A 13173-nucleotide genomic window follows, 5' to 3' on the forward strand; every position below is an offset into this window, starting at 1 on the left:
GTGGCGGACGACACTTCGCGGATCGAACCGTGAATCCGCTCGACGAAGCGGTTGAATGCCGTGCCGAGCACGCCGAATTCGTCCTGGTTCTGGATGGTCAGACGCTTGGTCAGGTCGCCTTCGCCGTCGGCGATGTCTTCCATGGCGCGCGTCATGACGTGCAGCGGCTGGATCAGGATGCGGATCAGCATGCCGAGCAGGGCGATGATGATGGCCACGGCAATCACGGTCGCGATCACGGCCGAGGTGCGGAACTGGCTGAGCATCGAGAAGGCTTTGTCCTTGTCCACGGACAGACCGATGTACCAGTTCACCGACGGCAGGCCCTTGATCGGGGCGAAGGTGACGATGCGGGTCTTGCCGTCGACAGTGATTTCACTGAAATCGCTGCTGATGCGCGGAGTGTCCTGCGGATAGGCTTCCTTGAGCGATTTCATCACCAGGGCCTTGTCCGGGTGCACCAGGATCTTGCCGTCGGCGCTGACCAGGAACGCGTAGCCCATGCCGGAGAAGTCCCGGGCGCTGAGGGTGTCGATCAGGGTTTGCAGGCTCAGGTCGCCGCCCACCACGCCGACGCTCTGGCCGGCCTTTTTCGCGGCGGTGGCGATGGAAATGATGGTCTGGCCGGTGGCCGCGTCGATGTACGGTTCGGTCAGGGTCGAGGTGCTGCTGCTTTCGGCACCTTTATACCAGGGGCGAACCCGCGGATCGAAACCGTCCGGCATCTTCGCATCCGGACGAATGGTGAAGTGCCCGGTGGCGTCGCCGAGGTAGGACGCCATGAAGGTCGACGTCAGGGCTTTCTGTTCCAGCAGGCTGGCGACGGCGGACGGCTCGGGGTTGATCGCGATGTTCTGTGCCGCGTTCTCGATCAGCAGGATGCGCCCGCTGAGCCAGGTCTGGATGTTGTCGGCAGTGACCTCGCCCATCTCGTTGAGGTAGTTGTTCAGGTCATCGCGGATCGCATTGCGCTGCAGCCAGTCGTTGTACAGCGTGAACGAGGCGAAGGCGGCAATGACGATGAGGGCGGCGGCAAGCAAGATTTTATGGCTGAAGCGTAGATTTTTGTTCATGGCTTGGGGTTCCGCTAAGGTCTTAATGTCCAGGGCGTGCTTTTATAAAGGCGCGCAATATGGGCAGGGGTGAAAGCTCACTGATATTTCCGTCTCTCCTTAGGGAAATCTCAGACCGGACTTTTGATCGGGTCTCTCACTCCTCTCTATCGGCCATGCTCGACAAAGATTAACTATTGGGTGACCAAATGCCTGACTCCTCGCAACTCGTTATCGGCGCCGACCTCGCCGGGCAACCGATCGCCCAGGCGATGCGCCTGGCCAACCGTCACGGACTGGTGGCCGGCGCGACCGGTACCGGCAAGACCGTCACTTTGCAGCGTCTGGCCGAAGCCTTCAGCGACGCCGGGGTCGCGGTATTCGCCGCCGACATCAAGGGTGACCTGTGCGGTCTTGGTGCTGCCGGCAATCCTCAGGGCAAGGTTGCCGAGCGCATCGCCGGCATGCCATGGCTCAACTACAAGCCTCAGGCTTATCCCGTGACCTTGTGGGACATTCACGGGGAGTCCGGTCATCCGCTGCGCACCACGTTGAGTGAAATGGGACCGTTATTGATCGGTGCGTTGCTGGAGCTGACCGACAGCCAGCAGTCGGCGCTGTACGCAGCGTTCAAGGTCGCCGACCGTGAAGGGCTGTTGCTGCTGGATCTGAAAGACCTGAAAGCATTGCTCAATCACCTCAAGGACAACCCGCAACTGCTCGGCGACGACGCGGCGCTGTTCACCACTGGCTCCAGCCAGGCGCTGTTGCGGCGTCTGGCCATCCTTGAGCAGCAGGGCGCCGAAGCCTTGTTCGGCGAGCCGGCGCTGCAGCTGGAAGACATTTTGCAACCGGCCGCCGACGGTCGCGGCCGGATTCATTTGCTGGATGCCAGTCGTCTGGTGCATGAAGCGCCGAAGGTCTACGCGACGTTTCTGCTGTGGCTGCTCGCTGAATTGTTCGAGCAACTGCCGGAGCGGGGCGATGCCGACAAACCGCTGTTGGCGCTGTTTTTCGACGAAGCGCACTTGCTGTTCGGTGATACGCCCAAGGCCTTGCAGGAACGTCTGGAACAAGTGGTGCGGCTGATCCGCTCCAAGGGCGTGGGCGTGTATTTCGTCACCCAGTCACCGGGCGATCTGCCGGACAACGTGCTGGCGCAACTCGGGTTGCGCGTGCAGCACGGTCTGCGGGCGTTCACCGCCAAGGAGCAGAAATCCCTGCGGGCGGTGGCGGACGGTTTCCGGCCGAATCCGGCGTTCGATACGTTGTCGGTGTTGACCGAACTCGGGATTGGCGAGGCGCTGGTCGGCACCCTGCAGGAAAAGGGCACCCCGGAAATGGTCCAGCGCGTGTTGGTGGCGCCGCCGCAATCGCGGATCGGGCCGTTGACCGAGACCGAACGCACGGTGCTGATTGCCGGGTCGCCATTCAAGGGGCGTTATGACAAGCCGATCGACCGCGAGTCGGCTTATGAAATCCTCACCGGGCGCAAGAACCTGGGGCCTGAAGCCGAGGCGATACCTGGCAAACCGGCGCCTGAAGAGCCAAGCCTGGCGGACAAGGCCGGGGAATTCCTCGGAACCGCGGCGGGGCAGGCGTTGAAGTCGGCGATGCGCCAGGCGGCGAACCAGTTGGGCCGGCAGTTGGTGCGGGGATTGATGGGATCGTTGCTCGGTGGCAGCAAGCGCCGCTAAGAACTGTTGCGGGCGGGCCAGGGTCAGGATTTGGCCTTGGCGTGCGCTGCCAGACGCTCCAGCGCCGCCCGCAGGCTCGGATCGCTGATCCCGTCGGCGGTGGATTGAATGGTCGCTGCGGCATCCGTCGACAGATCCATCGTATGCCCGGCTGCTCTCGGCTGAATGACAGGTGGTCGCACCGAGAACTTGATCCGCGTCAGACCGGCAAACTCGTCGAACATCTGCAATTGCCGCAGCAGGCGTTTTTGCTGATAGCGCAGGCGCGTGGCCCAATGACCGTCGGTGACCACCAGCGACAGTTCGCCTTCGCGCCACTTGGCCACATGGCAGTGCTCGCGGGCGGCGGGTTGCAGCTGGCTGTCGAGCAGGCGCTGCAGATGGGCCAGGCGTTGAGCATGGCCGAGGATGGCTTTCAACGGCCTGGCTTCGCGTAGCAGAACGGCGGGCGCTCTGGCTGTAAGAGGGCGAAATGCCATGATCCAACACCTGAAGTTGCAAAGGCGCCATGGTAGCAGATGGGCCCCATTTCACTCGCCCATTGCTTTTGTCCCTGCTTTGCCCATTAAATCAACGACTAACTTCTGCCGCCAACGGCTTGAAGTTGAGCAAAACGCCCCTATTTTAAGTGAGCCCCGTCAAAGCGCAGTGCCAGCATCGTGGAATATCGCCACTTTCCTCACCACCGTTTCCGGGTAGAATGCTCGTTCGCATGCGGCCATGAGGGCTGCACGGGCGACTCACGGGGCCGCCCTCCATCCCTTTAGTGTGGAAGATCCTGCCGATATGTTTGCGCCTTTGTTAAAGAAACTTTTTGGAAGCAAGAACGAGCGTGAAGTCAAACGCATGCTCAAGACGGTGCAGCTCGTCAATGCCTTCGAAGAGAAGATGGTCGCTCTTTCGGACGATCAACTGCGCGCCAAGACTGCCGAGTTCAAGGACCGTATCGCCAAAGGGGAAACCCTCGACAAGCTGTTGCCCGAAGCGTTTGCGGTCGCCCGCGAAGCCGGCAAGCGCGTCATGGGCATGCGTCACTTTGACGTTCAGTTGATCGGCGGCATGACCTTGCACGAAGGCAAGATCGCCGAAATGCGTACCGGTGAAGGCAAGACCCTGGTGGGTACACTGGGCGTTTACCTCAACGCGCTGTCCGGCAAGGGCGTGCACGTTGTGACCGTGAACGACTACCTGGCCCGCCGTGACGCCAACTGGATGCGCCCACTGTATGAATTCCTCGGCCTGAGCGTCGGCATCGTGACGCCGTTCCAGCCGCCGGAAGAGAAACGCGCCGCCTACGCTGCCGACATCACTTACGGCACCAACAACGAATTCGGCTTCGACTACCTGCGCGACAACATGGCGTTCAGCATGGAAGAGAAATTCCAGCGCGAACTCAACTTTGCCGTGATCGACGAAGTCGACTCCATCCTCATCGACGAAGCACGTACTCCGTTGATCATTTCCGGTCAGGCCGAGGACAGCTCCAGGCTGTACATCGAGATCAACAAACTGATCCCGAAACTCAAGCTGCACGTTGAAGAAGTCGAAGGCGAAGTCACCCAGGAAGGTCACTTCACCGTCGACGAGAAGACCCGTCAGGTCGAACTCAACGAAGCCGGTCACCAGTTCATCGAAGACCAGTTGACCAGCATCGGTCTGCTGGCCGAGGGTGAGAGCCTGTACTCGGCGCACAACCTGAGCCTGCTGACTCACGTCTACGCCGGCCTGCGTGCACACAAACTGTTCAACCGCAACGTCGAATACATCGTGCAGGACGGTCAGGTCGTACTGGTCGACGAACACACCGGTCGTACCATGCCGGGTCGTCGACTGTCCGAAGGCCTGCACCAGGCCATTGAAGCCAAGGAAAACCTGAACATCCAGGCCGAAAGCCAGACCCTGGCATCGACCACGTTCCAGAACTACTTCCGTCTGTACGAAAAACTGTCCGGCATGACCGGTACTGCGGACACCGAAGCGTTCGAATTCCATCAGATCTATGGTCTGCAGGTCGTCGTCATCCCGACCAACAAACCGTTGGCCCGTAAGGATTACAACGACCTGGTGTTCCTGACCGCCGAAGAGAAGTACGCGGCAATCGTCAACGACATCAAGGAAAGCATGGCCGCCGGCCGTCCGGTGCTGGTGGGTACTGCGACCATCGAAACTTCCGAGCACATGTCCGCATTGCTCGTGAAGGAAGGCATCGAACACAAGGTTCTGAACGCCAAGTTCCACGAAAAAGAAGCTGAAATCATTGCACAGGCCGGTCGTCCGGGCGCCCTGACCATCGCCACCAACATGGCCGGTCGTGGTACCGACATCCTGTTGGGCGGCAACTGGGAAGTTGAAGTCGCGTCGCTGGAAAACCCGACCCCTGAGCAGATCGCGCAGATCAAGGCCGACTGGCAGAAGCGTCACCAGCAAGTGCTGGAGTCCGGCGGTCTGCAGGTGATCGCGTCCGAGCGTCACGAATCCCGTCGTATCGACAACCAGTTGCGTGGCCGTGCCGGCCGTCAGGGCGACGCCGGTTCCAGCCGCTTCTACCTGTCGCTGGAAGACAGCCTGATGCGCATCTTCGCCTCCGACCGGGTGAAGAACTTCATGAAGGCCCTGGGCATGCAGCCTGGCGAAGCGATCGAGCACCGCATGGTGACCAACGCCATCGAGAAGGCCCAGCGCAAGGTTGAAGGTCGCAACTTCGACATCCGTAAACAACTGCTGGAGTTCGACGACGTCAACAACGAGCAGCGTAAAGTGATCTATCACATGCGCAACACGTTGCTGGCCGCCGACAACATCGGCGAAACCATCGCTGATTTCCGTCAGGACGTCCTGAACGCCACCGTCAGTGCGCACATTCCTCCGCAATCGCTGCCTGAGCAGTGGGACGTGGCCGGTCTGGAAGCCGCGATTGCCAGCGACTTCGGCGTGAAGCTGCCGATCCAGCAATGGCTCGACGAAGACGATCACCTGTACGAAGAAACCCTGCGCGAGAAGCTGATGAACGAGCTGATCGCCGCGTACAACGAGAAAGAAGACCAGGCCGGTGCCGAGGCACTGCGCTCCTTCGAGAAACAGATCGTGCTGCGCGTGCTGGACGACCTGTGGAAAGACCACCTGTCGACCATGGATCACCTGCGTCACGGCATCCACCTGCGTGGTTATGCGCAGAAGAACCCGAAGCAGGAATACAAGCGCGAGTCCTTCACACTGTTCTCCGAGCTGCTGGATTCGATCAAGCGCGACTCGATCCGTGTGCTGTCGCACGTTCAGGTGCGCCGCGAAGATCCGGCCGAGGAGGAGGCGCGTCTGCGTCAGGAAGCCGAGGCGCTGGCCGCTCGCATGCAGTTCGAACACGCCGAAGCCCCGGGTCTGGAGCAGCCGGAAGCACTGGTCGGTGAAGAGGTCGATGTGGCCCTGGCCACCGCGCCGGTTCGCAACGAGCAGAAGCTGGGCCGCAACGAACTGTGCTACTGCGGTTCGGGCAAGAAATTCAAGCATTGCCACGGGCAGATCCAGTAAAACCCGTTTCAATCGCTGAAATACCCGCGCCGCGACCGGCACCAGCCGTCGCGGCGTTTTGCCATTTACACCACCGCCACTACGCTTGGCGGTGCTGACATCATTGAGTAAGGAGCGCATTCATGGCTGTTGGTCTTGGTCCTTTGCCAACGTTGCACCCGGTTGCCGGTTTTGAACTCGGTATCGCTTCGGCCGGCATCAAGCGCCCTGGGCGCAAGGATGTCGTCGTGATGCGCTGTGCTGAAGGTTCGACCGTGGCGGGCGTGTTCACGTTGAACGCTTTCTGTGCAGCGCCGGTGATCCTGGCCAAGAAGCGCGTGCAGAACGCTGTGCGCTACCTGCTGACCAACACCGGCAATGCCAACGCCGGCACTGGCGAACCGGGCCTGGCTGCCGCCGAGCGCACCACCGCGAAACTGGCTGAACTGACCGGCGTCGATGCCAGCCAGATCCTGCCGTACTCCACCGGTGTGATCGGCGAGCCTCTGCCGGTCGAGAAGATAGAAGGCGCCTTGCAGGCCGCGCTGGACGATCTGTCGGAAAACAACTGGGAAGCTGCCGCTACCGGCATCATGACCACCGACACCTTGCCAAAAGGTGCGAGCCGTCAGTTCCAGCATGACGGCGTGACCATCACCGTCACCGGCATCAGCAAGGGCGCGGGCATGATCCGTCCGAACATGGCGACCATGCTTGGCTACATCGCCACCGACGCCAAAGTCTCCCGCGACGTGCTGCACAACCTGATGCTGGACGGCGCCAACAAGTCGTTCAACCGCATCACCATCGACGGCGACACCTCGACCAACGACTGCTGCATGCTGATCGCCACCGGCAAGGCTGCGCTGCCGGAAATCACCCGTGCCGAAGGCGAGCTGTTCGCCAAGCTGAAGCAGGCCGTGTTCGAAGTGTGCATGGACGTGGCCCAGGCCATCGTGCGTGACGGCGAAGGCGCGACCAAGTTCGTGACCGTTGAAGTCAACGGCGGCGGCAATCACCAGGAATGCCTGGACGTCGGCTACACCGTGGCTCACTCGCCGCTGATCAAGACCGCACTGTTCGCCTCCGACCCGAACTGGGGCCGCATCCTCGCCGCTGTCGGCCGTGCCGGTGTGCCGGATCTGGACGTAAGCAAGATCGACGTGTTCCTCGGCGACGTGTGCATCGCCAGCCGTGGCGCCCGCGCCGCGACCTACACCGAAGCCCAGGGCTCGGCGGTGATGCAGCAGGAAGAAATCACCATCCGTATCGAACTGGGTCGCGGCGATTGCAGCGAAACCATCTGGACCACCGACCTGTCCCACGAGTACGTGAAGATCAACGCCGAATACCGCACATGATCTAACCTGAGACCGGGTCGCCTGCATCGCCAGCAGGCTGGCTCCCACAGGGATTTGTAAGCGACACAGATCCAATGTGGGAGCGAGCCTGCTCGCGAAAACGGCCGACCAGGCACTGTAGATTCTGGCCTGTCCCTCCTGATGAAAGGCACCTAACCATGTCCTTGCACCTGATCATCGGCGACAAACTGCTTTCCTCCTGGTCCCTGCGCGCGGCACTCGCGCTTGAGCTGACCGGCGCACCCTACACCGAAGAACTGATCAAACTCGGCAAGCCCGACACCCGCGAGCGCCTGCTCAAGCATTCGCCCACCGGCAAGGTGCCGCTGCTGAAAACCGCACGGGGCACGATTGCCGACTCACTGGCGATTGCCGAATACCTGGCCGAACAGTTTCCATCCGAACAGCTCTGGCCGACCGATATTGCGGCCCGCGCTCAGGCGCGTTCTGCCTGCGCTCAAATGCACAGCGGTTTCTTCGCCATGCGCAATCACATGCCGTTCAACCTGAGCCACGATGCACCGCTCAACCCGGTGCCGCCAGAGGTGAAGGTCGATGTCGAACGCATGCTGGCGCTGTGGGCAGAATGCCGTGCCGTTGCCACCGAGCCGGGGCCGTTCCTGTTTGGTCGCGTGTCGTTGGCGGATGCCTTCTTCGCGCCGATTGCCGTACGCCTGCGTACCTATCAGGTGAAGCTGCCGACCGAAGATGAAGCCTATGTTGAAACCGTCTACCAATGGCCGGCCTTCAAGGCCTGGCAAAAGGCCGGACTGGAGGAGTTGCAGTCGTGAAACGTGTACACGTCGCCGCCGCCGTCATTCGTGACGACAGCGGCAAGATTCTGATCGCCCGCCGGGCTGACACTCAGCATCAGGGTGGCCTGTGGGAGTTTCCCGGTGGCAAGGTCGAAACCGACGAGTCGGTGCAGACCGCGCTGGCCCGTGAGCTGCACGAAGAACTGGGCATTGTCGTCGGCGCCGCCCGCCCGCTGATCAAGGTGCGTCACGATTACCCGGACAAACAGGTGTTGCTGGATGTCTGGGAAGTCTCGAGCTTCACCGGCGAACCCCACGGCGCCGAAGGCCAGCCATTGGCCTGGGTTTCGCCTAAGGAACTGACGAATTACGAGTTCCCGGCGGCCAACCAGCCGATCGTCGCGGCGGCGCGTCTGCCTGCTGAATACCTGATCACCCCGGAAGACCTGGAAGCTCCGGCCCTGCTGCGCGGCATCCAGAAGGCGATTGCCGGGGGCATCAAGCTGATCCAGCTGCGTGCGCCCAATGGCTATGACCCGAAATACCGCGATCTGGCGGTGGACGCGGTCGGCCTGTGTGCCGGCAAGGCGCAGTTGATGATCAAGGGCCCGTTCGAGTGGCTGGGGGATTTCCCGTCCGCCGGTTGGCACATCACCTCGGCGCAACTGCGCAAGTACGCGGCAGCCGGGCGCCCGCTACCGGCGGAGCGCTGGCTGGCGGCGTCCTGCCACAATGCTGAAGAACTGGCGCTGGCCGAGCAGATGGGCGTGGACTTCGTCACCCTGTCGCCGGTGCAGCCGACCCTGACTCACCCGGATGCGCAGCCGTTGGGCTGGGAGCAGGCTTCTACATTGATCGAAGGCTTCAGCAGGCCGGTATTCCTGTTGGGCGGAGTCGGCCCGGCCGAGCGCGAGAAAGCGTGGAATGCCGGGGCTCAGGGTGTGGCGGGGATTCGGGCGTTCTGGCCTGAGGCTTGATTTGGCATTGATGCATTTGGCCCCTTCGCGAGCAGGCTCGCTCCCACATTTGATTGCATTCCAACTGTAGGAATACATTTCCCTGTGGGAGCGGGCCTGCTCCGGGCGGTGTTCCGACGAAGGCGTCCTGATCGGCGCTACATTTCTGAAGGTTTTGCCGCCGGCTGCCAGAGAATTTCGGCAATCCCTTGTCGGCGGGCAATCAACCTCGCCGCCACAAACAGCAGATCCGACAAGCGATTGATATAAGCCAGGCCAACCCCGGCCAACGGTTCGATCGCATTCAAATGCTGACAACGCCGCTCGGCACTGCGCGCCAGACTGCGGCAGACGTGGGCCTGGGCAATCAGCACCGAGCCGCCGGGCAGAATGAAGTTCTCCAGCGGCCCCAATTCCTCGTTCCAGATATCGATGGCGGCTTCCAGCCGTTCGATTTCTGCCGTGTTCAGCGCCTGATATTCCGGCATTGCCAGCTCGCCACCCAGGTCGAACAGTCGATGTTGGCAGGGCGCCAACACGTCGATCAATTCATTGAGTCCGGGGCAGTTTTCGCGTTCGGCGATCAACCCGGCCAGCAGCACGCCGACCTGGCTGTTCAGGGTGTCGACTTCGCCAATGGCCTCGATGCGCGGATGATCCTTGGGGACGCGGCGACCATCGCCGAGGCCGGTTTCGCCTTTGTCGCCGGTGCGGGTGTAGATCTTCGACAAGCGAAAGCCCATGGTTTACCTCGGTGGTTGATTGGTTTCGGCGGCGATGGGGGCCGGTTGCGACAGCGGCAGGCGCAGGGTGAAGCAGGTGCCTTGCCCCGGTGCCGACTGCACTTCCATCTGCCCTTTGTGATTGTTGGTGATGATGAAGTACGACACCGAGAGCCCGAGCCCCGTGCCCTGGCCGATTTCCTTGGTGGTGAAGAACGGCTCGAAGGTGCGTTTGCGCACGTTCTCGCTCATGCCGATGCCGTTGTCTTCAACCTGAATCTCGGCCCACGGCGGATTGAGCTTCGTGCGCAGAATAATCCGCCCCGGCTCGCTGTCGTCTTCGCGCAAATGGATCGCCTGCGCAGCGTTTTTCAGCAGGTTGAGCAGCACTTGTTCCAGCTCGTTGGCGGTGCCCGGAACCGGACCCAGCGCCGGATCGAACTGACGGATGATCGCCTGCCCCTTGAAGTCGAAGCCGATGGCCAGGTCGAAGTCGTTGCCGGCGATTTCCACGGCCTGATCGATCAGCGCCGGCAGGTCGCACGGGGCCATCTGACGGGTGCTGCGGCGACTGAAACTGAGCATGTGGGTGACGATCTTTGCCGCCCGGGCCCCGGCCTGCTGGATGCCGTCGAGCAGTTGCGGGACCTCCCGGCCTTGCAGGTAACGGTTCACGGTCTCCAGCTCGATGCCCAGTTGTTCGGCCTGTTCAAGGTTTTTCGGCAGGTCGGGCGACAGACGCCGGCGAATGTTCTGCACGTTGTGCAGGATCGCGCCCAGCGGATTGTTGATTTCGTGGGCCATGCCGGCCGCGAGGCCGCCGACCGAGAGCATTTTTTCCGACTGCACCATCATGTCCTCCAGCGACAGGCGCTGGGTGATGTCGTCGATACGGATCACCACACCACGCCCGGCACCGCCCATCAGCGGGTAGAAGGTCAGGGCGTAATGCTTGGGCTCGTCGTCCTTGAACCAGGTCACCCGCTCGATTTTCGCCACGGTGTGTTGTTCGACGGTCTGCTTGAGCTGCGGCAGGAACGGCTTGAGCGGTTCGAACGCGAGGAAGATCGGTTGATTCAGTGCTTCGTCGAGCCGGGTGCCGGAGAGGGCGCTGGCTTCCTGGTTCCATTGCGTGACGTAGAGCTGCTCGTCGAGGGCGATCAGCGCCGAGGGCATGGAGTCGATGATGCTGTTGAGGTAGTTCTGGAAACCTGTGAGCTTCTTCTCGATCTTGCTGCGCACCTGGACTTCCAGCTCCAGCTTGCGGTTGGTGTGGCGGGTTTCTTCGGCCAGCCCCTGAGCCTGATCGTAGGCGGCTTGCGAGTCATCGCGGGCGCGCTTGAGCTGCTGCTCCCGGGCCTCGATGCGTGAAAGCATGGTATTGAAGGCCTCGGCCAGACTGCCGATCTCGTCGTGGTTGCCGCGCGAGGCGCGCAAGGCGTAGTTTTCCTCGCGGGTCACCTGGCGGGAGAGTTCTTCGAGTTCGTGGATCGGCCGGGTGATCAGGCGCTTGATCTGCCGGGCAATCACCAGCCACAACAGCACGCTGAAAATCAGGATCCCCAGACTCGCCGTCAGGGTGCCGGTGTAGAACGCCATCGGCAGTTCGCTGCTGGCCACCAGCAGCAGATGACCCGGCGCCGTGCCGGGGCGGGGCAGGGTGATCAGTTGATTGCTGCGAAACTCGGTGAGTTGCCAGGCTTCGATGTGCCGGTAACGTTCCGGCAGATTGAGCTTGTCGCCGCGTTGCACCTGAGCGATGCGATCGCCCTTGCCGTCATACAGGGCGGCGGCCCGCAGCGGCGAGTAGCTGTCGAGCTCCTTGAGCAGGCGTTCGGCGCTTTGTGGTGATTGCAGCGCTTCGGCGATCAGGCTCGGGTTTGCGACCAGTCGGCCAATGGTTTGCAGCGCCTGGGGCGCCATGCTTTCCTGGGAAATGTAATAGGCCGCGCTGATGAAGGTCAGGTTGGCGACCAGTAACACGGTGGTCAACAGCACCAGCAGGGCGGCCAGCAGTTTCTGGCCGACCGGCAGGTTTTCGAGGCGCTGGCGCAATGGCATCGGGCTTATCGCAACAAAGGAACAAGTGGGCAGCGTAGCCGCTGCTCAGTCGACGGGCAATCCGAGACTGTGCAGATGGGCTGTCAGCCGTTGCAGCAATTGTTTCAGATGCGGCAGGTTGAGCTGATGCCGCTGCGCAGCCTTACAGGCATGGCCCAGCAGATAGCTGATTTCGGTGCGGCGCTTGTTGGCCACGTCCTGATACATGGAGGAGAAATTGGCGGCGGTAGCCGAAATCACCCGCTCGACTTCCTGTTGCAGGTTGTCCGCCGCCGCAGGCTGGCCGCAACGCTCCAGCAACTCGGTCAGTTCGGCGCACAGAGTGGCGACTTCACAATGATGTTCCTGCAATCCGCCGTTACGGCAGTCATGCAACACAGTCAGGGGATTGATCGCACAGTTGAGCGCCAGTTTTCGCCACAGTCGGGTGAGGATGTCCGCGCTCCATTCATGAGGAATCTTTGCCGCTTCAAGATCATCCAGCCAGAACGGTGCCACGGGATGACCGGCATCGCCGAGCCAGGTGTAACCGTGCCCGGCGAACACCACGCGCCAGTCGCCGTCGCGAAACGCGCCTTCGGTGCTGGAGGCGCTGATGCAGCGGGCCTGTGGGACTTGCGCGGCGACCGCTTCCTGGCTGCCGAGGCCGTTTTGCAGAAGAATCAGTTCGGCGTCCGGCGCCAGACGATGAGCGACACCGGCCACGGCGCTTTCGGCATCGTAGGCCTTGCACGCCACCAGCAGGCGCCGGATCGGTTCGGGGCTGTCCGGGGTTTCGCCGGGGATGGCATAACTGCTGGCCACGCCTTGCTCCACCAGCGTCAGGCCGCCCGCTGTCGCATAGTCATGCAAGCGGTCGATGTCGCGCAGGATCAGCCGGACCGGCAATCCGGCCCGGGCCAGACGCGTGGCCCAGAGGGTGCCGAGACTTCCGGCGCCGAGGATGTGCCAGGGGGTGGACATCAGTTTTTCACTCGGTAAGGTACAGGCATGCAAGGCTCGCCGTGTCGGTGGGAAAAGACCCGTTATAATGAGCCCGATTTTAACCGCAAGCCAAGCGCGCCG

9 protein-coding genes and 1 pseudogene are annotated in these 13173 nt (G+C 61.9%); 5 read left to right on the top strand and 5 right to left on the bottom strand.

The genetic code is table 11. The annotated features are described in order from the left end of the window. Positions 1–41: 41 nt before the first annotated feature. A pseudogene (locus tag DXT77_RS30370) lies at positions 42–1073 on the bottom strand (cache domain-containing protein); the annotation flags it as partial. Between the two features lie 188 nt (positions 1074–1261). Here DXT77_RS30370 and DXT77_RS12720 point away from each other — a divergent pair. Continuing rightward, positions 1262–2749 (top strand): helicase HerA-like domain-containing protein, encoded by a 1488-nt coding sequence (locus tag DXT77_RS12720; protein WP_119427948.1) that lies wholly within the window; start codon positions 1262–1264, stop codon positions 2747–2749. A 23-nt stretch (positions 2750–2772) separates the two neighbouring features. Here the strand turns inward: DXT77_RS12720 and DXT77_RS12725 are convergent, their stop codons facing one another. Beyond that, on the bottom strand, positions 2773–3228 hold the full coding sequence (locus tag DXT77_RS12725; protein ID WP_085709608.1) for a DUF721 domain-containing protein: 456 nt from the start codon (positions 3226–3228) through the stop codon (positions 2773–2775). 307 nt (positions 3229–3535) lie between these two features. On the opposite strand from DXT77_RS12725, the gene secA reads away from it, so the two are divergent. From secA to DXT77_RS12745, 4 genes are all read left to right on the top strand, one after another. Next, on the top strand, positions 3536–6274 hold the full coding sequence (secA, locus tag DXT77_RS12730; RefSeq protein WP_119427850.1) for a preprotein translocase subunit SecA: 2739 nt from the start codon (positions 3536–3538) through the stop codon (positions 6272–6274). A 122-nt stretch (positions 6275–6396) separates the two neighbouring features. Further along, a complete protein-coding gene (argJ, locus tag DXT77_RS12735; RefSeq protein ID WP_108563086.1) occupies positions 6397–7614 on the top strand; it encodes a bifunctional glutamate N-acetyltransferase/amino-acid acetyltransferase ArgJ in 1218 nt (405 codons plus the stop codon). Positions 7615–7772: 158 nt separating this feature from the next. Then, complete coding sequence (locus tag DXT77_RS12740; RefSeq protein ID WP_119427851.1) at positions 7773–8405, top strand: glutathione S-transferase family protein; 633 nt, start codon at positions 7773–7775, stop codon at positions 8403–8405. Beyond that, positions 8402–9346 (top strand): Nudix family hydrolase, encoded by a 945-nt coding sequence (locus DXT77_RS12745; protein ID WP_119427852.1) that lies wholly within the window; start codon positions 8402–8404, stop codon positions 9344–9346. Before DXT77_RS12740 ends, DXT77_RS12745 begins: the two co-directional genes overlap by 4 nt. A gap of 137 nt (positions 9347–9483) precedes the next feature. On the opposite strand, the gene DXT77_RS12750 is transcribed toward DXT77_RS12745, so the two are convergent. From DXT77_RS12750 to DXT77_RS12760, 3 genes are read right to left on the bottom strand one after another with little or no spacing between them, the layout of a single operon-like run. Then, positions 9484–10068: a cob(I)yrinic acid a,c-diamide adenosyltransferase gene (locus tag DXT77_RS12750; RefSeq protein WP_119427853.1), complete on the bottom strand. Its 585-nt coding sequence runs from the start codon at positions 10066–10068 to the stop codon at positions 9484–9486. Between the two features lie 3 nt (positions 10069–10071). Next, positions 10072–12108, bottom strand: a complete 2037-nt coding sequence (locus DXT77_RS12755) for an ATP-binding protein (RefSeq protein ID WP_119427854.1) — start codon at positions 12106–12108, stop codon at positions 10072–10074. 45 nt (positions 12109–12153) lie between these two features. Beyond that, a complete protein-coding gene (locus tag DXT77_RS12760) occupies positions 12154–13071 on the bottom strand; it encodes a putative 2-dehydropantoate 2-reductase (RefSeq protein ID WP_119427855.1) in 918 nt (305 codons plus the stop codon). Between the last annotated feature and the right edge of the window lie 102 nt (positions 13072–13173).

The sequence above is a fragment of the Pseudomonas sp. 91RF genome (assembly GCF_003576265.1).
GTDB lineage: Bacteria > Pseudomonadota > Gammaproteobacteria > Pseudomonadales > Pseudomonadaceae > Aquipseudomonas > Aquipseudomonas kribbensis.

Excerpts from the sequence above, each read along its gene's own strand:
- DXT77_RS12720 (WP_119427948.1), top strand. The coding sequence starts at position 1,262 with ATGCCTGACTCCTCGCAACTCGTTATCGGCGCCGACCTCGCCGGGCAA.
- DXT77_RS12725 (WP_085709608.1), bottom strand. The coding sequence starts at position 3,228 with ATGGCATTTCGCCCTCTTACAGCCAGAGCGCCCGCCGTTCTGCTACGC.
- secA (WP_119427850.1), top strand. The coding sequence starts at position 3,536 with ATGTTTGCGCCTTTGTTAAAGAAACTTTTTGGAAGCAAGAACGAGCGT.
- argJ (WP_108563086.1), top strand. The coding sequence starts at position 6,397 with ATGGCTGTTGGTCTTGGTCCTTTGCCAACGTTGCACCCGGTTGCCGGT.
- DXT77_RS12740 (WP_119427851.1), top strand. The coding sequence starts at position 7,773 with ATGTCCTTGCACCTGATCATCGGCGACAAACTGCTTTCCTCCTGGTCC.
- DXT77_RS12750 (WP_119427853.1), bottom strand. The coding sequence starts at position 10,068 with ATGGGCTTTCGCTTGTCGAAGATCTACACCCGCACCGGCGACAAAGGC.
- DXT77_RS12755 (WP_119427854.1), bottom strand. The coding sequence starts at position 12,108 with ATGCCATTGCGCCAGCGCCTCGAAAACCTGCCGGTCGGCCAGAAACTG.
- DXT77_RS12760 (WP_119427855.1), bottom strand. The coding sequence starts at position 13,071 with ATGTCCACCCCCTGGCACATCCTCGGCGCCGGAAGTCTCGGCACCCTC.